Genomic DNA, 22,746 nt, shown 5'->3' on the forward strand with positions numbered 1-22,746 from the left:
GAAAACGCGTGTTTGCCTGCCCGGAATCCGGCGCGATTTACGGCGCGCCGCGCCCCGCGCGGCGCCCGGCCCAACGGAAGACGGTACCCAGAAGGGGCCGGTGACGGGCGGGAGCGGCGCCTAGGCCCAGGCCCTCCGCCGCGTGGCCAGCAGCTGATGCACCAGAATGCCCGCCAGGAACAGCACGCAGACCACCAGCATCATGCCGCCGTAGCCCGCCACTCCCAGCGCCGACAACAGCAGCGGCGTGCCGATCACATTGCCGGCATTGCCTGCCTGCGACATGGCGCCGTTCGACTCGGCCTGGTCCGCCGCGGTGGTGTTCAGCTGCGGCACTGAGGCAAAGCTGCCGCTCTGCACCAGGCCAAAGGCGGCGGCCAGCGCAAAGCAGGCCAGCCAGTCCCCAGGCATTGCCCACAGCCACAGGCCCGCTGCCGCACAAAGCGCAAACCCCAGCTGGATCAGCTGCACCGCCGGCATCGCCCGCAGCAGGGCCACACCGATCACCATCGACGAGGCGATGGAGATCAGAGGAAACGCCCCCATCACAAAGGCCCGCTGCCCCTCCGGCACATGCGGCGGCAGCACCGTCAGCAGAGCCACAAAGCAGGTGGTATAGAACAGCCAGCCCGCGGCCGGCGCCAGCTTGAACGGCGAGCGGTAGATGTGCAGATGCAGTGCCGGCAGGTTAGCCAGCTGCGGCATCGGCTGGCGCGGCGGCACCGGCAGGTCCCGCATCGCCCAGTGCAGCAGCACCGCCAGCGCCGCCATCAGCACCGCATGGGCGGCAAACAGCGCCAGCAGCCCGCGGGACGCCACCAGCGGCAGGCCCAGCCAATTGAGCAGCGCAAAGGCAACGCCAAAAAACGTGCTCCATACCGTCAGCGCCGTGCCCCGCTGGCGGTCATCAGCCAAAAGCGCCATCAGCGTCGGGCCGGCCACCACGATGCCCAGATGCGACAGGCCTTCGGCCACCCGGGTAACCAGGAACAGCCCGTAAGGCAGATGCAGCACCTGCAGCGCCGACATCGCGGCGCCGGTCCACAGCGCCCAGACCAGCGCGCGCCGGTAGCCGAAGGCAGAGACAAACAGCCCGGCCACCGCGCCCATCACGATGCCCAGCACGCCGGTCATCGACACACTCAGGCTCAGCGCCGCGCCGGCCTCGGGGTAAAGTGCGCCAAGCTGTTCAAAGACAACCGAAACCTTGCCGTATTGCGCCGCCGCGCCAAGGCCGGCGGCCCAGACCGCCAGGATCGCGCCCCAGCGGGTTTTCCCGGATGCCATCATGACCGCTGCCCCTGATTGTTCTTGTTCTGCTTCTGGTTACCCCGGCGCGTGCCGGGAGGCCAGAGCGCAGCGTGAACTAATAGCACATCCCGCAGCCCGGTCCGCGCCCCGCCGCCGGTTCGGCGCGCAAAAAAGGCGGCCCGTTACAGGCCGCCTTTCCAAACTCCGGCTTTGCCGGGGCTGCTTACATATGGATCACCCGGCCGTAGGCGTCGAGCACCGATTCATGCATCATCTCGCTCAGCGTCGGATGCGGGAAGACGGTGTTCATCAGGTCTTCCTCGGTGGTCTCCAGCTGGCGGCCCACCACATAGCCCTGGATCATCTCGGTCACCTCGGCGCCAACCATGTGGGCGCCCAGCAGCTCGCCGGTCTTGGCGTCGAAGACGGTTTTCACCATGCCCTCGGCCTCACCCAGCGCAATCGCCTTGCCGTTGCCGATGAAGGGGAAGCGGCCGACCTTGATCTCGTAGCCCAGTTCCTTGGCCTTGGCCTCGGTATAGCCGACGGAGGCGACCTGCGGCTGGCAGTAGGTGCAGCCGGCAATGCTCTCCGGCTTCACCGGGTGCGCGTGCTTGCCCGCGATCAGCTCGGCCACCATGACGCCCTCGTGGGACGCCTTGTGAGCCAGCCAGGGCGCGCCGGCGATGTCGCCGATGGCATAGAGGCCATCGACGCCGGTGCGGCAGAATTCGTCAGTGATCACATGGGTGCGGTCGACCTTGACGCCCAGCTCTTCCAGCCCCAGGCTCTCGACGTTGCCGACGATCCCCACGGCGGAAATCACGGTGTCGAACTCCTGTTTCTCCACCTTGCCGCCCACTTCGATATGGGCCGTCACCTTGCCCTTGCCGCGGTCCAACTGCTTGACCATGGCTTTCTCCATGATCTTCATGCCCTGTTTGACAAAGGCCTTCTTGGCAAAGGCGGAGATTTCCGCGTCCTCGACCGGCAGCACCCGGTCCATCACCTCAACCACCGTGGTGTCAGCACCCAGCGTGTTGTAGAAGCTGGCAAATTCGATGCCGATGGCGCCGGAGCCGATCACCAGCAGCTTTTTCGGCATCCGCACCGGCTGAAGCGCATGCTTGTAGGTCCAGACCAGATCGCCGTCTGCTTCCAGCCCCGGCAGCTCGCGGGCGCGGGCGCCGGTGGCCAGAACGATATTCTTGGCGGTCAGCTCCTCGGTGCCCTTTTCGGTCTTGACCGAAACCTTGCCCTTGGCCGGGATCGAGGCTTCGCCCATCACCACGGTGATCTTGTTCTTCTTCATCAGGTGGCCGATGCCGGAGGACAGCTGTTTCGCCACCCCGCGCGAGCGTTTCACCACCGCGTCCAGGTCATAGCCGATGTTTTCAGCCTTCAGGCCGAAATCCTTGGCGCGCTCCATCAGGTGGAACACTTCCGACGACCGCAGCAGCGCCTTGGTCGGAATGCAGCCCCAATTCAGGCAGATGCCGCCCAGATGCTCGCGCTCGACCACACAGGTCTTCAGACCCAGCTGCGCGGCACGGATGGCCGCAACATAGCCCCCCGGGCCTGCGCCGATTACGATCACGTCATAAGATTGTGCGGCCATGGTGCTCCCTCGCCCTCGAACAGGTTCCAAAAACTAGTTTACCGTTAAACTATATTTTTCCGCACTGCAATAATCCTCTGCTGCGGCATAGCGGCCATGCGTTTTCCGGCAGGTTTCCGCTTGGCAGCGCGGGCACTTCCGGGCCAACATAGGCCGGAACCCATCCGCAATCCACCGCGCAGGACAGGACCCGCATGACAAAAACCCTGATCGACCTCGCCAAGGCTCTCCTGAACGCCACGCTGATCCTGCTGGCGGTCTGCCTGTTCCTGGGGTGGAAGCTGATGGATGCCGCCGGGGGCGTCACTGCCAATGCCGCGGCCATCGCGGACCGTGTGACGCCGCTGCGCACCGCCGTGGCCGGATTGCAAGAAGAAACGGCCAGCCTCCGCGCGGCCCTTCAGGATGGAACAGGCACCGCACCCGCCGTCCGGCTGGAACAGCTGGAGCACCGTCTGGCGCAGATCCAGGACAGCCTGTCGGAGATGCGCGGTCTGCCGCAGCAGGCCGCTGCTGAGGCGGCCCGCGCAGGCGCTGCCGAGCTTGCCGCCCGCCTGATTAGCGCCGTGCCGGGGCTGAAGGACGGCGGCGCGGCCTGCACGCCACCCGGCAGTTGATCCGGTGCAAGCCCGTTCAGGCCCGTGCCCTGCCGCTTGGCAAAAGAAAACGCCGCGCCCGGGTCAGGGCACGGCGTTTCAAACTTCTGTCTGCGCCGGTGTCAGCCGGCCGCTTGCATCTGCCGCACGGTCTCGCCGTAACCGCCTGCTGTCACATAGTCGATCTCGGGTCCGGTGCTGCTGCGGTGCAGCGCCTCGTTGCGGTAAGGGAAGCGGCCGAACTGGCGGATCACTTCGCGGTGGGCGCGGGCGTGCAGCAGGTTGCTGCCGCCGGTCTCCGGCATCCGCTCCATCATCAGCCGGATGCAACGTTCCTGGTCGCACAGGTTCTCCGAATGCATCAGCGGCAGGTAGAAGAACTGCCGCGCAGGCTCGTTGATTTTCAAGTCCCAGTTTCTGTTGATTGCCACCTTGGCGGCCGACATTGCTGCCCGGTCAGAGGCAAATGCCTTGCCGTTGCCGCGGAACATGTTGCGCGGGAACTGGTCCATCAGGATGATGTAGGCCAGCGTGCCGCTCGGGTAGGTCAGCCAGAAGGAGAACTTGCCCTCGCAGGCCTCCTCCCAGGTCTTTTGGAACTTCGCGCGGATCTCCTCATCCAGCGCCTCATCCTGCAGATACCACCCTTTCTCGCCCACTTCGTCGAGCCAGAATGCAAGTATCTCTTTGGGACCAGCCATCGGTCGTAACTCCAAGTTTCTCCTGACCCTATCTTCAGGCCATTTTACATTACCTTTACAAGTAAGCTTGGGTCACAAATTGCGACAGACAACCCCAATGGGTGAAATATTCCTCACAATTCTGGCTAGTTAGCGCAATCAGCCCGGTTCCTGGGCAGTTTCTTGCTCTTCCAGCTCGGCTTCGATGGCGTATTCCTGGGCGAATTCTACCGCCACCGGCGACACCGCCGGCGACATCACCGCATAGCTGCCGGTCTCGCCCACCGGGATCGACGCCCGCTGCGTCGCGCGGTAGGCGGCATAGGCGGCCATCGCAAGCATCAGCGCGCCGATGAAGGTGAAGAAACCCGCCGGGCCGAACACCGCATCTTCCATCAGCCAGCCGGTGATCAGCGGCCCGGCAATGGCGCCCAGGCCGTTGATGAAGATCAGCCCGCCGGAAGCCGCCGCCATGTCGTCATGCTCCAGGTAGTCGTTGGTATAGGCGATCAGCAGCGAGTAAAGCGGGTTCGACAGCCCGCCGATGAAAAAGGCCGCGACCAGCAGCATCTTGAATTCGACACCGAACAGGAAGCCGATGACCGCTCCGGCGCCGCCCGCCAGCGCGGCACCCAGGATCAGCACCCGGCGGTCCATGCGGTCCGAAAGCCAGCCCAGCGGATACTGCAGGATCATCGCGCCGACATAGAAGGTGGAGACAAACACCGACAGCTGCCACAGGGTCAGCCCGGCGGCGGAACCGTAAACCGCGCTCATGCCGAACTGAGCCGAGAACACGCCGCCCAGAAGGAACATGCCGACACAGCCCAGCGGCGAGGTTTCAAACAGCTTGCGCAGGGTCATCGGCTTGGTGGTGTCGAAGGCCGGGGTCGGCGAGATCGACAGCAGGATCGGCCCGAAGGAAACAGACACCAGGATCGACGCGATGATGAAGGCCTCGTAACCGGCCGGGTCGCCGATCTGGATCATCATCTGGGCAGCAATAATGCCGATGGTCTGCACGATCATATAGAGCGACAGCGCCTTGCCCCGGTTGGTGTTGTCGGCGGCGTTGTTCAGCCAGCTTTCGGCGGTCACATACACGCCCGAGAAGCAGAAGCCGATGATCATCCGCCCCAGCGCCCAGGCAACGGTGTTGGGCAGCAGCGGGTACAGGATCATCACCGCAGAGATGAAGGAGGCCAGCGCCGCAAACACCCGCACATGGCCGACCCGGCGGATCATCTCCGGCGCCAGCCGGGAGCCGCCCAGGAAGCCCACGAAATAGGCCGCCATCACGATCGACATCTGGAAAGTGGAAAAGCCCTCAAGCTCGCCGCGCACACCCAGCATGGTGCCCTGCAGGCCGTTGCCCACCATCAGCAAGCAAACCCCCAAGAGCAGCGCCCATGCGCTCGACAGCACCTGCAGCATTTCATGCCTCCTTCGAAAGCAAAGCAGCCCTCCACAACGGGACGGGCTGCCAACACCTTTGATTGTTATGTCCGGGCGATCAAGCCCGCCGGGCCGGTATCGCCGATTCCGGTTTCAGTTTCATGACCCCGGTGCGCGCACGCGGGGCCTTCAGTTGCGGCGCTTGTCTACGATTTCCTGCCGCATTTCTGAGATGTATTCGCCTATGCCGGGATCAAAAGCGACGCATCGCCATAAGAGAAGAACCGGTAGCCGTTCTCAACCGCATGGGCATAGATCCTGCGGATCTCCTCCTGCCCCATCAGCGCCGAAACCAGCATCAAAAGGGTGGATTTCGGCAGGTGGAAATTGGTCATCAGCGCATCCGCCACCTGGAAGGCAAAACCCGGAAAGATGAAGATGTCGGTATCGCCTTCCCAGGCGTGGATCTGCCCGTCCTTGGCCGCGCTCTCGATCAGCCGCAGCGCCGTGGTGCCGACCGGGATCACCCGCCCGCCGGCCGCCTTGGTCGCCGCGATCTCAGACGCTGCCTCTGCGCTGACCTTGCCCCATTCCGCATGCATCCGGTGGGTGGTCACATCCTCCACCTTGACCGGCAGGAAGGTGCCCGCCCCCACATGCAGGGTGACATAGGAAATCTCCACCCCTCGGCCGCTCAGCGCGTCCAGCAGCGGCGCGTCGAAATGAAGGGAGGCCGTCGGCGCCGCCACCGCGCCCGAGTTTTTCGCCCAGACGGTCTGGTAGTCGGTCTTGTCCTGTTCATCCGCAGCGCGTTTGGCAGCGATATAGGGCGGCAGCGGCATTGCCCCCGCCTCTGCCAGCGCGGCGTCGAAATCGGTGCCGCTCAGGTTGAAGCGCAGATGCCCCTGGCCGTCCTCGATGGCTTCCAGCCTGGCAGTCAGATCCTCGGAGAAGACGATCTCCTCGCCGCTCTTGATCTTCTTCAGCGGCTTCAGCAGCGCCGCCCAGCTGCCATCGGCACGCGGCTCCAGCAGGGTGGCCTCGATCCTGGCCGACACCGGTCCTTGGGCGCTGTCGCGGTGGCGCTGCCCGCTGAGCCGCGCCGGGATCACCTTGGTGTCGTTCAGAACCAGCCGGTCGCCGGGCTGCAGCCAGTGGACCAGGTCGGTCACCTGCCCGTCATGCAGATCCCCGCCAGCGGCCACCAGCAGCCGGGCCGAGCTGCGCGGGTTGGCAGGCCGGGTGGCAATCAGATCGTCGGGCAGGTCGAAGTCGAAATCACTCAGTTTCATGGCAGGCGCTATAGGATGTGCGGCAGGGGAAATCTATGGCGTTTTGCATCTTTTGCCAGCGCTACTTGCCGGCGCTGAGCGGCTCCTGCACCTGCGGCTCCTGGTCCTGCGGCTGTGGCGCCTGCGCTGCCGCCCCGCTGCCGGCGCTGAACGCGGGCTGCTGGCCCGGAACCTGCGGCGCCGGCCCGCGGAAGATTTCCCGCAGGAACCCCGGCGCCAGCCCCGCCAGCGGGTTGACGGCAACAGAGGGGTCGGCGGCAGTGCCGCGCAGGGTGAAGGTGAAGCCGAACAGCCCCTCGCCGTCGCGCGGCGACAGCACCCGTCCGATGGCGTTCAGCAGGTAGACCGGCGAAATCACCCCGCGCATGTCCAGGCGGCTGGACCGCAGGTCGTAATTGCCGTCCAGCGACAGCCCCATCGACGGCCCCACCGCGCTGCTTTCATGCAGGATCAGATGCGAGGCCCCCAGCCGGAACCGCCCGTCCATGCTGGTGAACAGGATGCCCTGCCCAGTCATCTCATCGAGCAGACCGACCAGGCTGATCGCGTTCAGGATTGCCGCCATCGACGGCGCATTGCGGACCCGGATGTTGCGCACCGCGACCTTGCCATCATACTCGCCCGGCGTGCCCGCCGGGATCAGGGTCATGTCGAACGAGCCGCCGCGCCCGTGCTCAAAGATCCCTGCAGAACGGAACACCCCGCCCGCATCGCTGGCCCGGATCCGCGCTGCGGTGCCGCCGTCATGCGGCACCACTGTTCCGGCCACCGGCGTCTGGCCGTTCAGCCTGCCGGTGAACTCGCCGTTCATGCCGCCCTGGGTCGAGAACCGGCCCTGGAAATTCTGCAATCCGATGCTTTCGGTGACCTGCAGGTTCTGCAGCCGCAGGCTGACCGGCACCGCCCCGCCACCGCTGCTGCTGCTGCCTGACGGCCCGTCAGCGGCAAACGGCGACCGAAACAGATCCAGCCTGCCACCCGTCACCTCGATCCCCGGCGGGGCGTTGCCGCGGCCGCGGAAGGTCACCGCGCCCTGGAACCAGTCACCCGCCCGCGCGGACGAAAACACCGCCTGATCGAGCCCGCCGCCGGGCCGGGTGGCCACCCGGCCGCTGGCCTCCAGCCCCGGCGCCGCCAGCTCCAGCCGTTCCACCGTGGCGCTCTCTCCCAGCACCGCCGACAGCGACAGCCTGCCCCTGGCAGCCTCCGCCTTGCGCCAGCCGATTTCCGGGATCCGCAGGCCGACCCCCGCCAGATCCGACTCCAGCTCCAGCCGCGGCGGCACCCCCGGCGCCAGTTCCACCGCATAGCGCCCCTTTCCCTTGCCGAAAACGGAGCCGCGCGGCAGGCCGATGTTGAAGGCCTCCACCGTTTCCGCCGTCAGCGCGATGCGGCCCTCTGCGCGGCTGTCCTTGGGGGCATCCTTGCCGATCTGCTGCTGCCAGCTGGCGCTCAGCGGCACCCCCGACAGGCTGCCGTCGCCGCTGATGCGGACATGGCCCTGATCGCCCTCGACCGCCAGCACCGGCGCCTTTGCCACATGGCCCGGCACCAGCTTGGCAGTCTCCGCCGCCCGCACCGTGCCGCGGTAGTGGTACTGGATCTCCTCCACCTGCACATCTTTCTTCAGCGGCAGCGCCAGCGTGCCCTCCGCCTCCACCAGCCCCGCAGCCAGATCCACCGGCAGCCCGGCCTTGTCCATCACCTGCAATGGCTCCCGGTTCAGCAGCGACAGCGCCGCGGTGGCAGAGCCGCGCGCCTTGATCCGGGCAATCCCCGGCGTGCCTTCCTTGGCCGACACGTCGGGGATGATGAAGGAGGTGCCCGCCACATCCACCGCGCCGCCCTGCTCCGGCAGCACCGTGCCCCTCGACGCCGTCACCACAAAGCGCGTGCCGTAAAGGCTCAGCTGCCCGGCACCGCCGCGCACCGGCGGCATGAATTTCTGAAACAGCACCTCGGCGTTGTCGAACCCCAGGTCCAGGCTGACAAACGGCTTGCCCGGGCCGCGGCCGCGCATGTGGAAGCCGACGTCGCGAATCCGCCCGGACCGCAGGTTGTCCCGCACCCATTCCCGCGGCTTGGGCGCCAGCACAGCTGGCCACAGCTCCTTGACCCGTGCCGCGCTGACCGTGTCGACGCTGCCGTTCAGATCATAGTTCCAGCCTTCCTGACCGGCCCCGACGGTGCCGTCGAAATGGATGCGGCTTTCGCCGTCGCGGACCAGCATCTCGCCCAGCCGCAGCCGGAAGGGCCGCAGCCGCAGATCGAAATCCGCATCCACCGCGGGAAACCTGACCGGGGATTCGAACATCCGCCGCGGGTTCAGCTCCAAGTCGGAGAACCGCAGCTGACCCGCCAGCCCGGTGAGCTGGCCGTTCTCGATGCCGGCCAGGCTGGCCTGCCCCTGCATCACCCCCGAGCCCCAGCCGCTTTCGATGCTCAGCTCGGAGAACGCCAGAATCTGCCGCGCGGGATCATAGGTGAAATAGCTGCGCGCGCCGCTGATCGGCACCGGGCGGGTCTGCGCCTCCGGCTGGATCACCCCCTCGCCGATGCGCAGGCTGGCCTGCACCGGCAGCACCGCGCCATCCGCCGCGACCGCGCCGCGCAGGGAGCCGGAGATCGGCGCCTGCAGCACCCCGAGCCAGCCAAGCGCCGGGCTCTGCACCGCAATATCCTCGCTGGCAATGTCAGAGACCAGCACCCCGAACTCCGCCTCCGGGCTGCCGATCTCGGAGCGGTAGCTGGCCTCCACCGTGCCGACCTCGCCGCGCCCGCTCAGCACCGAGAACGCGCCGGACAGCGACACCGCGGCGCCGTCGCGCTGCAGCCGGATGCGGCCGCCGTCCAGGGTCCAGCCGCGGCCCAGCCGGTCATCGGTATAGGACAGCGTCAGCGCGTTGGTCTCCACGCCCGTCAGCGCCGCCAGCACCGGCTTTTCCAGCTGGCTGTCCCATTGCTCGATCAGCTGCACCAGGCTTTCCGCGCGCCGGGCCGGCAGCCCGCCGCTGGCAAAGCTCAGCGCCAATGAGCCGTCCTTGTTGCGCCGGAGCGCCGCAAACAGCCCGCTGAGGGTGATCTGCTTGGGCTGGATCCGGCCGCGCAGCAAGGGCCGCATCGCCAGGCTGGCCTGGGCATCGGCCAGCTGCGCAAACACCGCGCCGTCCGGGTGCCGCAACACCACGTCCCGCAGGCTTACCCGCGGCCGCCAGCCCCTGTTGACCACCAGGTGGATGGCGCCGAATTCGATCTGCAGCCCGTTCAGGTGGCGCTCGATGCGGGTCTCCACCCGGCTGCGCAGCCAGTCCGGCGCGTCCAGCCGGGTGCCGATCCCGAAATAGACCGCGCCCGCGCCCAGAAACGACAGCAGCGCCAGCAGCCAGGCCAGGCGGCGCAGCAGCCGCAAGCGGCTCCGCCGCCGCGGCCCGGACGGCACCACCCCGGCCCCGGCTCCGGCATCGGTGTCCGGCCCGGGCACCGGCCCGGCCACAGGCACCGCCTCGGCGGCGGCGCGGTTATTCTCGCCGGCGGGTTTGATCTCGGCTTTCCCTTCGCTGTTCATGGGTTATGGTCGCCGCGCAGTGATTTGCGCAACAGACAGGAGACAGGCCAATGCTCGACGTTTCAGATCCCGCCCCTTCCTTTACCCTGCCCCGCGGCGGCGGCGGAGAGGTCACGTTGTCCAGCCTCCGGGGCGCGCCCGTGGTGCTGTTCTTCTACCCCCGCGATAATACCCCCGGCTGCACCAAAGAATCCATCGCCTTTTCAGAGGCTTTGCAGTCCTTCGCCGATGCCGGCGCTCACGTTTTCGGGATTTCCAAGGACAGCCTCAAGAAGCATGAGAATTTCACCGCCAAACACGGGCTGACAACGCCGCTTCTGTCGGATGCGGACAGCACCGTTTGCGAGGATTACGGCGTCTGGAAAGAGAAAAGCATGTACGGCAAGAAGCACTGGGGCATCGAACGGTCCACTTTCCTGATCGGTGCCGATGGCAACATTGCCCGGGTCTGGCGCAAGGTGAAGGTCGACGGCCACGCCGAGGAGGTTCTGGACGCCGTCCGCGCCCTGTAGCCAAAGCGCTCCCGCCAGCCCTGCCCGCGCCCTGACGGGCGCAGCCGCAGCTGTTGGGCCAGGCGCCGCCCTTTGAGGCGGCGCGCAGCGCGCGGAACGCGCGCTGCCGGACCCAAGGCAGCCAGGGCGATCAGACCGCTGACCCCCGCAGGCGCGTGAGCATCCCGGTTTCCGCTCTGGACTCCGCCGCTCAAATCAAGTGAACCCGGCACCGCTGCCCGCCGCAACAGGAGACCCGCATGACCGATCAGCCCCTTTCGCTTGCCGCACGCGCCGCCGAGGTGCTGACCACCGCCGACGGCCGCGCCAAGACGGCCCTGTCGCGCCGCCATGCCGCCGAATGGTTCGCCAGCCGCAAGGGCGAGGCACCGGAGATCCCCATCGGCACCGCCAGCCCGCCGATGCATCCGGCCCGGCCGGAAAAGCCGGAACTCCTGAACCCGCGCGACGTGCCCAAGCGCAAACCGGGATCGGAAGCAGGCCGCATCGCGCTTTTGCACGCGGTCGCCCATATCGAGCTCAATGCCGTCGACCTGCACTGGGACATCATCGCGCGCTTTTCCCATGTGCCGATGCCGCTCGGGTTCTTCGACGACTGGGTCAAGGCGGCAGATGAGGAATCCAAGCATTTCAACCTGATGTGCGACTGCCTTGAAGCGCTGGGCAGCCACTACGGCGCCCTGCCGGCCCATGCCGGCATGTGGCGCGCCGCCGAGGACACGGCAGACGACCTGATGGGCCGCCTCGCCGTCGTGCCGATGGTGCTGGAGGCCCGCGGCCTCGACGTGACCCCCGGCATGATCGGTATCTTCCGCAAGACAAACCTGACCCAGGCGGTGGAGGCGCTGGAGCTGATCTATGCCGAGGAGGTCAGCCACGTCGCCTATGGCTCCAAATGGTTCAACTTCCTTTGCGGGCGCGGCAACCTGGACCCCAAGGAGGAGTTCCACGCGCTGGTGCGCAAGTATTTCCGCGGCGCGCTGAAACCACCCTTCAACGAGGAAAAACGCGCCGACGCCGGCCTGCCGCCGGATTTCTACTGGCCGCTGGCCGATCAGGTGAAACCGCTGCCGGGCTGGTGAACCCGGCGGCCCGCCGCCCCGCCCGCAGCCTTTACCTTAGGCCCGCGGCGGCGTAGACTGGGAAGTCCCGGAAAACGGGTGCCCCATGTTCGAGAACGACTTTCCACTGCTGAGCACCGCCAGTCTTGTTGCCCTGATCATGCACAAGGCCGGAACCGGTCCGGTCACGCTGGAGAGCTGCGAAACCGCCCTTGCCGCCCTGTTCCAGCAAGCCAATGAAACCCCCGGCCTGCCGCCGGAGGAACTGCGCGCGCGGCTGGCGGGCCATCTGGCGGATCTGCAGACCGCTCGCATTCTGGAGCCGGCGCCGGACGGCGGCTGGCAGCTGACCCGCCGCGGCCGCCGGGCGCTGGAGCAGCACCCGGAAGGGCTCGACCAGACCGACCTTGCCCGCTACCCGGAATTTGCCGCCCATCTGCGCGACACCGCCCACAAGCCCTGCGGCATGGACCCGCGCGGCGCGCATTTTGACGAGGGCTACCTTGCCTGCCTGAACGGCCTGCCCTTCACCGCCAACCCCTATGCCTTCGACAACGCCGACCACCAGGCCTGGGAAAACGGCTGGACCGAAGCACAGGAGGAACGGGAGCAGGAACCGCCGGGCTGACCCGGCTCCTTCCGACATGGCAGATTGCTGGCTGAATAGCTGACGCCGCCTCTGGCAGCGGCTCAGCCGTCCATGTCCACCCAGATATGAGCAACCGTTTCCGCAGGTGTTCCATCCGGCTGCTTGTCCCGCCCATTGTACTTGGTGAACTCCCCAAATCCTCGCAGGTTTGCCGCCCGGATGTGACCGAAAGCCTCCTGCGAGAAGAAGATTGGCAGCCCGCCGCTGGCCTTATGGCACCACACGGGCAGATACGACAGGAACCGCGCCCGCCCCAGCGAGTCGAACATTTCTTTCTGAAACGACGGCGTGGCATCCCCGCGCAGCTGACCGTACTGTTTGTCCTGATCCAGCAGGAACACCGTGCGGCCGCAGACAAAGTGGTAATAGTCCTGGCTCGAAATGCGCTGCCCCTTGGCATTGTACATCATGCAGGGGATGAACTGATGCGCGCCGTCCGGGTCAGCCGCCTGGATTGCCTGTTTCAAAGAAGCACTAATCACCGGATTGCCCGAAATCGACAGGCAGTCCGGAAGAAATTCAGGCACACTGTTCCGCGCAAGCCGGACACTTCCAATCTGCTCCGGACAACCGCTCATGTCCGATGGGCGGTAAACCATCGCTTTCCCAGGTGTCCCCGGCAGCTCCAAAAGATGTGCATCAGTTCTGAAGCCCGCGCGTTTTCGGCTGTAGCTGTCAACATCCGGCTCAAACGCCACCGGAAAGTCCTGAGCGTCCACCAGATCCGGTTTGTAACGGTAAACCGTTCGGCAGTTTTCCGGCTTCTGAATCTGTTCTTTGACGGAAGGTAGGGACGGCATAGGACGTTCTTTCTTGGAAATACCATGACTTGCTATCGACCCCGCACTGGCCGCACAACTCTCCCGCTTTCTGCCGGTCCGGCCCCGGCCGGTTGGGCAAGCCTCAGCCCCGGGAGCCTGGCCGCAGAAACCGACGCGTGCCGCTCGGCAATTTCCCGCCGATCCCCTGCCCCAGACCGCCGCGGCCCGCTGCAATGGGTCAACAGGCTTGCCCAACCGGCCCGCCCTGTCTATTGACTTCGGCCAAGGTCCCGGACCCGCCCCGCGGCGGCGCAACGGGACTGCACGACGAGACTGGACAAGGACCGGACATTGCGCACACGGCTCGCGATCAGAATTCACAGTTTTCTCGAACGCCGCTTCCCGGAGCGGCGGGTGTTCCTGAAATCCGACACCGACACCCGTTTCATCCGGCTGCGCTCCGAAACCCAGCTTGTGGCCGTGGCCGGCGTCACCCTGTTCACCGCCTGGGCCATCGTCGCCACCGCCATCGTGCTGATGGACAGCATCGGCTCCGGCAATTTCCGCGAGCTGGCCAAGCGCGACCAGCAGACCTACCGCGAACGGCTGAACGCCATTTCCGATGAGCGCGACGCCCGCGCCGAAGAGGCGCTGGCCGCGCAGGAGCGCTTCAACGCAGCGCTGGCGCAGATCTCGGCGATGCAGTCGGAGCTGCTGGCTTCGGAAACCCGCCGCCGCGAGCTGGAAACCGGCATCGAGGTGATCCAGACCACCCTGCGCGACACCATGAGCCAGCGCGACGCCGCCCGCGGCGAGCTGGCGCAGCTCAAGGAAGAGACCGGCGGCGGCACCGGCGCCCATGCCGCGATGGCCAGCGCCGAGGCGCAGATGGACCTGCTGGCAAACGTGCTGGCGGACACCGCCACCGAACGCGACCAGGTCCTGGCCGACGCCCGGGGCGCGCTGCAGCAGCGCGACGAGCTGGAGCTGGAACTGCAGCTGATGGATGAGCGCAACAGCCAGATCTTCCGCCAGCTGGAGGAAGCGGTGGCTGTCTCCGTAACCCCGCTCGACAAGATGTTCCGCAGCGCCGGCATGCCGCCCGACCGCATCCTCGAACAGGTGCGGCGCGGCTACAACGGCCAGGGAGGCCCGCTGGAGCCGCTGGCGATGTCCACCCGCGGCGAGGAGCCCGCCCCGGAAGAGCTGCGCGCCAACGCCATCCTGGCCAAGCTCGACCAGCTGAACCTCTACCGGCTGGCCGCCGAACAGGCGCCCTTCGCCACCCCGGTGAACCTCGGCCACGTGCGCCAGACCTCCGGCTACGGCTACCGCCGCGACCCGAAAACCGGCGGCCGCCGCCTGCACAAGGGTTCAGACTTCGCCGGCAGCACCGGCACCGATATCTTTGCCACCGCCGACGGCGTCGTCACCCATGCCGGCTGGCAATCCGGCTACGGCAAGATGGTCACCATCCGCCATGCCTTCGGCATCGAAACCAGATACGCCCATAACTCCAAGATCCGCGTGACCAAGGGCCAAAGGGTCTCGCGCGGGGATCACATTGCTGATATGGGTAACACCGGACGGTCCACCGGGACCCACCTCCATTACGAGGTCAGGGTCAACGGGCAAGCTGTTAACCCCATGATCTACATCAAGGCTGCGAGAAATGTTTTCTAAGAGCAAAATCAACGAGCCCGGGCCGAAGCAGGCCGACGCAACCCCGGCACCCGCGGCGGCCCCGGCAGCTGCGCCTGCGGCCAGCGACTACACCTCCAGCATGCCCAAGGCCAAGCCCGCCGCATCGCTGCTGAGCTCGGACCTGCACATCACCGGCAACGTCAAGACCACCGGCGACATCCAGGTCGAAGGCACGGTTGAGGGCGACATCCGCGCGCATCTGCTGACCGTCGGCGAAACCGCCACCATCAAGGGCGAAATCACCGCCGATGACGTAGTGATCAACGGCCGCATCGTCGGCCGCGTGCGCGGCCTCAAGGTGCGCCTGACCTCCACCGCGCGGGTCGAGGGCGACATCATCCACAAGACCATCGCAATCGAAAGCGGCGCCCATTTCGAAGGCTCCGTGCAGCGCCAGGACGACCCGCTGAACCCGGGCGGCCGCAAATCCGCTCCGGCAGCCGCCCCGGCTGCAGCGCCAGCCCCGGCGCCGTCGGCTGCGGTCCAGGCCGCCACCAAGGCACACAAGGCAGAAGGCTGAGCCGCCCGCCGGCAGGCCTTCAGAACGGCCGGGTCTGACAGGGACCTCCAGAACGCCGCAGGGTTTCCCTGCGGCGTTTTCTGTTGCGCTCCGGCATCTGGGGGACGCCACGTCAAGCAGTCCCGGCTTTACCATTCCCTTTAAGCGATTTACCCATACCGCAAACAACTCTTGCAAGATTTAAGCCGATAGACAGGACGCATTATGGTAAACGTCGTTGTAACGGACGCCTCCAATTCCGTACCCGATTATGATCTCTCCGCCTTCGACCCCGCGGATGTGGACGTGATTGACGCCACGGCCTCCAGGCTGGTGGTGGGTTTCAACGGCTTCACCATCACCTTTCAAGGGTCCTTTAACTACAATTCCTCGAACGAGGTCACGGCAGGCAGCACCATATCCGCCTTCACGATGCGCTATGACGGGACAACCGTTCTGTCCGTGACGGGCCTCGACCTCACCTACGAGGATCTGGCCACGCAGGACCTGGAGACCCTGCTGCAGCAGCAGCTGGCCGGGAATGACACCTATACCTCAGCCTGGAACGGCGGCGAGTATATCGAGACCTACGGCGGCGACGATACCATCCAGTCCGGCACCGGCGATGACACCATCAACGGCGGCGGCGGGCATGACACTTTTGTTATTGACGCAGACAAAGAAATTGGCGGTTACGGCTTTCACCCTACCTATGGCGTATACGTTTTTTCCTCTACGGGCGAGGTAGAAGACTACCTTTTAAACGTCGAGGTGATTGAAAACGGAAGCGTAACCAGAGAAATCCAGGAAGGTAGCGACTCGGCAGACACTATCATCAGCAGAACCACCGGTGATGTTAACAGCAAAGGCATGATCCATGGCCGCGGCGGGAATGACACGATAACCGGCGGCGCTTCCTTCGATTTCATCATGGGGGGGTACGGTGACGACAGCGTTTTCGGCGGCAAGGCCTATGACCTGATCCTCGGGGGATATGGCAACGACCATTTGTTTGGTGAAGGTGGTGGCGACATTATCCATGGCGATTATGGGAATGACCGAGTTTTTGGCAACGCTGGGAGAGACAGCCTGTACGGAGGCCTTGGCGACGACAGCCTGTTTGGGGGCAACGGCAACGACTCTCTTCTAGGCGATGGCACCATTCAAGGCGGTGGAAGCTCTGTCACTTACGGTCACGATAGGCTTGCAGGCGGCGCAGGCAACGACACGCTGCAAGGCGGCAGCGGAAACGACACGCTTCTCGGCGGCGATGATCAGGATAAGCTGAAGGGTGACTCCGGCGGCGACCTCCTGGATGGCGGCCGCGGGGGCGACAGGCTCTTTGGCGGCGCCGGCCGCGACAATATGAAGGGCGGCGGCGGCCATGACCGGATGTCCGGCGGCGGCGGCAATGACACGATGTCCGGCGGAACCGGTGACGACACCCTGATGGGCGGCAACGGCCGCGACGTGCTGCTCGGCCACAAGGGCGACGACCTGCTGGCCGGCGGCGCCCACGCCGATATCTTTGTCTTCCACCAGGGCCACGGCAATGACACCATCACCGATTTCACCGCGGGCGAGGACCATATCCGCATCGGCCGCGGTGCGGACGATCTCGGCGGCCTCCAATTCCAGGCCCAGGGCGATGACGTGCTGGTGTCCTTTGCCGATGTGACCATCCTGGTCGAGGACATCACCGTGGCGCAGCTGCAGGACGCGGACAACTTCCTGTTCTGACGGGTCTTAGGTTCTGAAACCAGGCAAAGGCGCGCCAGCCCGGCGCGCCTTTTGCTATTTCAGCATCCATTTGCCGTCCGGCCAGAAGGCGTGGAAGGCAAAGGCGAACATTACGTCATGGGCCACGTCCCGCCCCTGCGCGTCCCGCACCCGGACGCTGCCGATGTCACGGCCCGCAGGAATCCGGCCGCTGTCCAGCGCCGAGGCCTGTCCCGGCCGCCAGCTCAGCACCAGCCCCGCCTCGCGGATCTCCTCCTCCCGCGCCAGCCGCGCCAGCGGCCAGGCGCGGCTGCCGACGCGCACCACCCGCTGCATCGGCGCCAGCCCGTGCGGCGGCGGGCTGCCGTCATACAGGAACGGCCATTTCGCAGTGTCATAGCCGCGGTAGGGGTTGCGCCCGTAGTCCCGGTTCCACCGCGGCTCCGCCATCACCAGCCCGTCCGGGTTGCGGGCGGTGAACTCCTGCCAGCTTTCGACCCAGCTCGGCAGCGTCTTCAGCCGGGTCCCGGTCATCCGCCCGACGATGCCGGTGCCGGTCGCCTGCTGCCACCAGCTCTGGCTCTCGCGGTCATACATCACCATGTCGGAAAACCGCAGCTTGCCGCTGACGCCGAAACTTAGCGTCCCCGCCGCGGTGCGCCGGTCGAATGTCATTGCCGAATTGCACAGCGGGCAATAGGTCACCGCCACCGGCACCCCCGCCGCCACGTCGTTCACGATCTCATGCCAGGTCAGGTAGCGCAGCGGATAGGCCCGAGGACGGGCGCCGTCCAGCTCCAGCGTGATCACAGGCTCCCGCGCGCTCAGCCGCCGGGCCTCGGCAGCCGTCACGAACTTGGGCGAATCCAGCGCCGGAATGGCATCCTTGCGCACCCCGCCGGACCGGATCTGGCGCCACTCCGGCACCGCGGTGCGGCTGAAATCGGTCTGCGGCCACTCCCGCTTCCAGACCTGCGGATCCGCCTGCGCGCTCCAGGGCAGCAGCAAAGCGAGACACAACAGCAAACTCTTGAACATGACCAGCGCCTCCCTGCCCCAGTAAACGGCGCCAGGCAGGCGCGGAACAGGTGCCGGCACGGGCTTGTGACCGACCGTCATCACCCCGGACGCAAAAAAGCCCGCCCCCGGGGTGCCGGGCGCGGGCCTGCGTCTTCCGGGAAGCCGGAAGAGCTTATTCGGTGACGGTCACCTTGGTCATGGTGTCGGGCTGGCCGATCACCGCGCCATTCGGGCCTTCGCCGCGCTTGATCGCATCAACCACATCCATGCCCTCGGTCACCTTGCCGACCACGGTGTACTGGCCGTCCAGGAACGGGCCCGGTTCGAACATGATGAAGAACTGCGAATTGGCGCTGTTCGGGTCCTGCGCGCGGGCCATGCCGACCACGCCGGTGCCGAAGGTGATATCCGAGAACTCGGCCGGCAGGTCGGGACGGTCAGAGCCGCCCTGCCCGGCCCGGCGCATGTCGCCGCCGGCCTTGCCGAACTGCACGTCGCCGGTCTGCGCCATGAAGCCCTCGATCACCCGGTGGAACACCACCCCGTCATACTGGCCTTCGGCGGCCAGCGCGGTGATCTGCTCCACGTGCTTGGGCGCCACATCCTCGAACAGGTCGATCTTGACGGTGCCGTTGGCTTCGCCCTCGACCTGGACCTCCAGGCCGGTGGCAAAGGAAGGCCCTGCCGCCAGCAGGGCCAATGCGGCCAGCGCGTTACGCATCCGCAGCCACCTTGACGGAGATCATCCGGTCCGGGTTCGCAGGCGGCTCGCCGCGGGTGATCGCGTCGACGTGCTCCATGCCTTCGATGACACGGCCGTAAACGGTGTACTGGCCGTTCAGGAAGTGGTTGTCCTTGAAGTTGATGAAGAACTGCGAGTTAGCGCTGTCCGGGTTGGCAGACCGCGCCGCACCCAGGGTGCCGCGGTCATGCGGCAGCTTGGAGAACTCGGCCGGCAGGTTCGGCAGGCTGGAGCCGCCGGTGCCCGCCATGCGGATGTTGAAGCCGTCTTCCATGTCGCCGTTGGCCACGTCGCCGGTCTGCGCCATGAAGCCGTCGATCACCCGGTGAAAGCAGACGTTGTCATATTCGCCGGCACGCGCCAGTTCCTTCATCCGCTCGGAATGCTTCGGCGCCACGTCGGGCAGCAGTTCGATCACCACGTTGCCGTCTTTCAGCTCGATGATGATGGTGTTTTCGGGATCTTTGATCTCGGCCATGTGGCCCTCCTGTCGTCGAAATTTGCAACGATAGTTAAGGCCAGCGCCCGGAAATGCCAAGGGAGCATTGACTGATGCGCAAAAACCCCCGAAACAGCCCGCGGATTTGACTGCACTTTCACCATAAGGGGGCTCGAGAGATGGGCTGGAAAACACTCGACGACATGGATCTGAACGGCAAGCGCGTGCTGGTGCGCGTGGATATCAACGTGCCGATCGTCGACGGCGTGGTGACCGACTCCACCCGCATCCGCCGCATCGCCCCCACCGTGCGCGACATTCTGGCCGCGGGTGGCAAGCCGATCCTGCTGGCGCACTTCGGCCGCCCCGGCGGCGAGCGCCGCGAGAACCTGTCGCTCAATCAGCTGGTGCCGACGCTGGAACGCGCCTTTGAAACCAAGGTGCTGTTTGCCGCCGATTGCGTCGGCGCAGGCGCCGAGGCCGCAGCCGACGCGCTGCAGCCGGGCGAAGTGCTTTTGCTGGAAAACACCCGCTTCCACGCGGCAGAAACCAAGAACGATCCCGATCTGGCCGCCGGCATGGCGCGCCTGGGCGAGGTCTACTGCAACGACGCTTTCTCTGCCGCCCACCGCGCGCATTCCTCGACCGAAGCCATCGCCCGCCTGCTGCCCGCCTGCGCCGGCCGCCTGATGCAGGCGGAACTGGAAGCGCTGGAAAGCGCCCTGGGCCAGCCGCAGCGCCCGGTCACCGCCGTCGTCGGCGGCGCCAAGGTCTCCACAAAACTGGAACTCTTGGGCAACCTGATCGAGAAGGTCGACCACCTGGTGATCGGCGGCGGCATGGCCAACACCTTCCTGGTGGCCAAGGGCATGCCGGTCGGCATCTCGCTGGCCGAGCGCATCATGAAGGACACCGCCGCCGAAATTCTCGCCAAGGCAGAGGCCGCGGGCTGCGAGATCATCCTGCCCTCCGACATCGTGGTCGCCAAAAAGTTCGAGGCCCACGCCGAGCACCAGATCCTGCCCGCCGATCAGTGCCCCGAGGACGGCATGATCCTGGACGCAGGCCCGGAAAGCCTCGCCCGCATCATCGAGGTGTTTGCGCGCAGCAAGACGCTGATCTGGAACGGCCCGCTGGGCGCGTTTGAGCTGGAGCCGTTTGACGCCGCCACCAACGCGGCGGCGCTGAAGGCAGCGGCGATGACCCGCTCCGGCCAGCTGATCTCGGTTGCCGGCGGCGGCGACACCGTGGCGGCCCTGAACGCCTCCGGCGCGGCCGGCGACTTCAGCTACATCTCCACCGCCGGCGGCGCCTTCCTGGAATGGATGGAAGGCAAGACCCTGCCCGGCGTCGCGGCGCTGGACCAGTAAGCCACACGCCCTCCCGCATAACCGCGCCCCGGCCTTCCCGCCGGGGCGTTTTCATTGTCACGGGACAATAAAAGCTTTGCCCCGTGACAGTCCTTCCCCGTAGCGTCGCTGCAACCACTGGCGCAGCAGGGAGGCCCGCCATGTTCCAGGACCGCATGAGCCGCCTGCGGCAGAAAATGGCGGAGGCCGCCATCGACGTGGCCCTGATCACTGACGACGACAGCGTCTATTACCTGACCGGCTACTACGACTACCTGCATATGGAGTTCGGCCGCCCCACCATCCTGGTGGTCCCGCGCGACGGGCAATCCCTGCTGATCACCCCGGTGATCGACGTGGTGATGGCGGAGGAGGTTGCGCAGGTGGACCGCATCGCCGCCTGGAACGACGGCGACGGCGCCGAGTGGCGGGCAGAACTGCCGGCCGCCCTCGCCCCGGCCCGCCGCATCGGCCTGGAAACGGACCACATGCCGCCAATGGTGCGCGCCTGCGTGAATGAGCTGGCGGGCAGCGCGGAGATCACCAGCATCACCCCGGCTCTGTCCGGCCTCAGGATGATCAAATCCCCCGAAGAGCTACAGCTCGCGCGCCACGCAGGCCAGGTCGCAGGCGCCATGATGGCGGCAGGCCGCGGTGCCATTGCCGCCGGCGTGCCGGAATACGAGGTCGCCATCGCCACCTCCCAGGCCGGCACCCGCACCGCGGCTGAGCTGCTGCGCAGCCATTACAGCGATGCCAACATGTCGCCCAGCACCCATTTCCTGCAGATCATGGCCTCGGGCAAGGACATCACCAAGACCCACCACCGCGCCTCCACCCGCGTCATGCAGCACGGCGAGCCGGTATTCCTCTGCTTCTGCGGGATGACCAATTTCCACCGCTTCAAGCTGGGCTTCGACCGAACCTTCTGGATCGGCGAAGCAGACCCGGAACAGGCCCGCATCTACGAGGTGGCGGTGGCCAGCCAGCGGGCGGCGCTGGACCGACTTGGCCCCGGCGTCGAGGCGCAGGAGGTGCACCGCGCCTATGCCGAAGCGATCCAGGACGCGGGCTTCAGCTACCCGTTCCGCTGCGGCCGCGCCACCGGCTTCAGCTTTCTCGAACGCCCGCAGCTGGTCACCGGCGACACCACCGTGCTGCAGCCCGGCATGGTGTTTGCCGTCGACGGCTCCGTCTCGACGGACACGTTCCGCGCCCAGGTCGGCGACAGCTTCATCATCACCCGGGACGGCTACGAGCAGATCACTTCCCACCCCAAGGCGCTGGAGGACGTAATCCTATGACGCCTTCCGTTGCTTAGCATCTTCCGCAAATTTTCCCCGCTTTGGACAGATTTGGGATTCCCAAGCAGATTCGCTTGTGGCATTCTGATTTTAGACGCCGGCAAACGGCGCAAAATACATCAAGAGCAGTAACATACAGGCACCTCCAAAGTGACCCGAAGCACACGGCCGTCCCTCGGCGCCATCGCCTTTTTTGCCATCGCATTCGCGCTCAGCGCCTACTTCACGTTTGCGGCGGTACAGGGCGACTTCGGGCTGTTCCGGAGGGTCGAGATCCAGGCCGAGGCACAAGAGCTTCAGCAGGATCTCGGCCGTCTCCAGTCCCGCATCGGCGAGATGGAGAACCTGACCCGCCGCCTGTCCGATGACTACCTCGACCTCGACCTCCTTGACGAACAGGCACGCACGGTTCTCGGTCTCGTCCGCGCGGACGAGATCGTGATCCGCTGATCCTCTCTGCAAAGACCGCTACCGGCACGCCGTTGCGCTGCAAGAAAACCGGCTAGACTAGCCGACGGTTTTCGGGGGCCGGGTTTTGCCGGACTTCCGCACCTCCCCGCTCCCTTCTGAAATCCTCCGGTTCCGCCCTG

Annotated in this window: 20 protein-coding genes; 10 read left to right on the forward strand and 10 right to left on the reverse strand. The window is 66.0% G+C overall.

Going from position 1 to position 22,746, the window contains the following annotated elements:
* Window positions 1-120: 120 nt before the first annotated feature.
* On the reverse strand, window positions 121-1,290 hold the full coding sequence (locus KUW17_RS03320; protein ID WP_222475884.1) for an MFS transporter: 1,170 nt from the start codon (window positions 1,288-1,290) through the stop codon (window positions 121-123).
* Between the two features lie 184 nt (window positions 1,291-1,474).
* The gene (lpdA, locus tag KUW17_RS03325; protein WP_222475886.1) at window positions 1,475-2,869 is read right to left on the reverse strand and encodes a dihydrolipoyl dehydrogenase; all 1,395 of its coding nucleotides are present in this window, start codon (window positions 2,867-2,869) and stop codon (window positions 1,475-1,477) included.
* A 194-nt stretch (window positions 2,870-3,063) separates the two neighbouring features.
* Between lpdA and KUW17_RS03330 the strand changes: the two genes are divergently transcribed.
* On the forward strand, window positions 3,064-3,486 hold the full coding sequence (locus tag KUW17_RS03330) for a hypothetical protein (protein ID WP_222475888.1): 423 nt from the start codon (window positions 3,064-3,066) through the stop codon (window positions 3,484-3,486).
* A gap of 101 nt (window positions 3,487-3,587) precedes the next feature.
* On the opposite strand, the gene KUW17_RS03335 is transcribed toward KUW17_RS03330, so the two are convergent.
* The 4 genes from KUW17_RS03335 to KUW17_RS23460 all read right to left on the reverse strand — a co-directional run bounded on the left by KUW17_RS03335 (window position 3,588) and on the right by KUW17_RS23460 (window position 10,397).
* Window positions 3,588-4,166: a DUF924 family protein gene (locus KUW17_RS03335; RefSeq protein ID WP_222475890.1), complete on the reverse strand. Its 579-nt coding sequence runs from the start codon at window positions 4,164-4,166 to the stop codon at window positions 3,588-3,590.
* 138 nt (window positions 4,167-4,304) lie between these two features.
* Window positions 4,305-5,579, reverse strand: a complete 1,275-nt coding sequence (locus tag KUW17_RS03340; protein WP_222475891.1) for an MFS transporter — start codon at window positions 5,577-5,579, stop codon at window positions 4,305-4,307.
* Window positions 5,580-5,782: 203 nt separating this feature from the next.
* Window positions 5,783-6,832 carry a tRNA preQ1(34) S-adenosylmethionine ribosyltransferase-isomerase QueA gene (gene queA, locus KUW17_RS03345; protein ID WP_222475892.1) on the reverse strand — a complete coding sequence of 350 codons (1,050 nt, stop codon included), beginning with the start codon at window positions 6,830-6,832 and terminating at the stop codon, window positions 5,783-5,785.
* A gap of 61 nt (window positions 6,833-6,893) precedes the next feature.
* On the reverse strand, window positions 6,894-10,397 hold the full coding sequence (locus tag KUW17_RS23460; RefSeq protein ID WP_222475893.1) for an AsmA-like C-terminal region-containing protein: 3,504 nt from the start codon (window positions 10,395-10,397) through the stop codon (window positions 6,894-6,896).
* Between the two features lie 50 nt (window positions 10,398-10,447).
* On the opposite strand from KUW17_RS23460, the gene KUW17_RS03355 reads away from it, so the two are divergent.
* The 3 genes from KUW17_RS03355 to KUW17_RS03365 all read left to right on the forward strand — a co-directional run bounded on the left by KUW17_RS03355 (window position 10,448) and on the right by KUW17_RS03365 (window position 12,598).
* A complete protein-coding gene (locus tag KUW17_RS03355) occupies window positions 10,448-10,909 on the forward strand; it encodes a peroxiredoxin (protein WP_222475894.1) in 462 nt (153 codons plus the stop codon).
* A 239-nt stretch (window positions 10,910-11,148) separates the two neighbouring features.
* Window positions 11,149-11,991: a ferritin-like domain-containing protein gene (locus KUW17_RS03360; RefSeq protein WP_222475895.1), complete on the forward strand. Its 843-nt coding sequence runs from the start codon at window positions 11,149-11,151 to the stop codon at window positions 11,989-11,991.
* 85 nt (window positions 11,992-12,076) lie between these two features.
* Entirely contained in the window at window positions 12,077-12,598 is a 522-nt protein-coding gene (locus KUW17_RS03365; RefSeq protein WP_222475897.1) for a hypothetical protein, read from the forward strand.
* A 62-nt stretch (window positions 12,599-12,660) separates the two neighbouring features.
* On the opposite strand, the gene KUW17_RS03370 is transcribed toward KUW17_RS03365, so the two are convergent.
* Complete coding sequence (locus KUW17_RS03370; protein WP_222475899.1) at window positions 12,661-13,419, reverse strand: imm11 family protein; 759 nt, start codon at window positions 13,417-13,419, stop codon at window positions 12,661-12,663.
* A gap of 312 nt (window positions 13,420-13,731) precedes the next feature.
* On the opposite strand from KUW17_RS03370, the gene KUW17_RS03375 reads away from it, so the two are divergent.
* From KUW17_RS03375 to KUW17_RS03385, 3 genes are all read left to right on the forward strand, one after another.
* Window positions 13,732-15,063, forward strand: coding sequence for a M23 family metallopeptidase (locus KUW17_RS03375; protein ID WP_222475901.1), 1,332 nt, complete (start codon window positions 13,732-13,734; stop codon window positions 15,061-15,063).
* A complete protein-coding gene (locus KUW17_RS03380; RefSeq protein WP_222475903.1) occupies window positions 15,053-15,604 on the forward strand; it encodes a polymer-forming cytoskeletal protein in 552 nt (183 codons plus the stop codon). The genes KUW17_RS03375 and KUW17_RS03380 overlap by 11 nt, the downstream gene beginning before the upstream one ends.
* 204 nt (window positions 15,605-15,808) lie before the next feature.
* The gene (locus KUW17_RS03385; RefSeq protein ID WP_222475905.1) at window positions 15,809-17,323 is read left to right on the forward strand and encodes a calcium-binding protein; all 1,515 of its coding nucleotides are present in this window, start codon (window positions 15,809-15,811) and stop codon (window positions 17,321-17,323) included.
* A gap of 54 nt (window positions 17,324-17,377) precedes the next feature.
* Here the strand turns inward: KUW17_RS03385 and KUW17_RS03390 are convergent, their stop codons facing one another.
* From KUW17_RS03390 to KUW17_RS03400, 3 genes are all read right to left on the reverse strand, one after another.
* Window positions 17,378-18,340: a DUF3179 domain-containing protein gene (locus tag KUW17_RS03390; RefSeq protein ID WP_222475907.1), complete on the reverse strand. Its 963-nt coding sequence runs from the start codon at window positions 18,338-18,340 to the stop codon at window positions 17,378-17,380.
* A 154-nt stretch (window positions 18,341-18,494) separates the two neighbouring features.
* Window positions 18,495-19,043 (reverse strand): peptidylprolyl isomerase, encoded by a 549-nt coding sequence (locus KUW17_RS03395; RefSeq protein ID WP_222475909.1) that lies wholly within the window; start codon window positions 19,041-19,043, stop codon window positions 18,495-18,497.
* Window positions 19,036-19,542: a peptidylprolyl isomerase gene (locus KUW17_RS03400; RefSeq protein WP_222475911.1), complete on the reverse strand. Its 507-nt coding sequence runs from the start codon at window positions 19,540-19,542 to the stop codon at window positions 19,036-19,038. The genes KUW17_RS03395 and KUW17_RS03400 overlap by 8 nt, the downstream gene beginning before the upstream one ends.
* Before the next feature lie 140 nt (window positions 19,543-19,682).
* Here KUW17_RS03400 and KUW17_RS03405 point away from each other — a divergent pair, with 140 nt between their 5' ends.
* From KUW17_RS03405 to KUW17_RS03415, 3 genes are all read left to right on the forward strand, one after another.
* Window positions 19,683-20,873, forward strand: a complete 1,191-nt coding sequence (locus KUW17_RS03405; protein WP_222475913.1) for a phosphoglycerate kinase — start codon at window positions 19,683-19,685, stop codon at window positions 20,871-20,873.
* A gap of 140 nt (window positions 20,874-21,013) precedes the next feature.
* Window positions 21,014-22,156 carry a M24 family metallopeptidase gene (locus KUW17_RS03410; protein WP_222475915.1) on the forward strand — a complete coding sequence of 381 codons (1,143 nt, stop codon included), beginning with the start codon at window positions 21,014-21,016 and terminating at the stop codon, window positions 22,154-22,156.
* Window positions 22,157-22,306: 150 nt separating this feature from the next.
* On the forward strand, window positions 22,307-22,606 hold the full coding sequence (locus KUW17_RS03415; RefSeq protein WP_222475917.1) for an FtsB family cell division protein: 300 nt from the start codon (window positions 22,307-22,309) through the stop codon (window positions 22,604-22,606).
* Window positions 22,607-22,746 lie beyond the last annotated feature (140 nt).

The organism is Leisingera aquaemixtae (assembly GCF_019801145.1).
In the GTDB taxonomy this organism is placed as follows: Bacteria; Pseudomonadota; Alphaproteobacteria; order Rhodobacterales; family Rhodobacteraceae; genus Leisingera; species Leisingera aquaemixtae_A.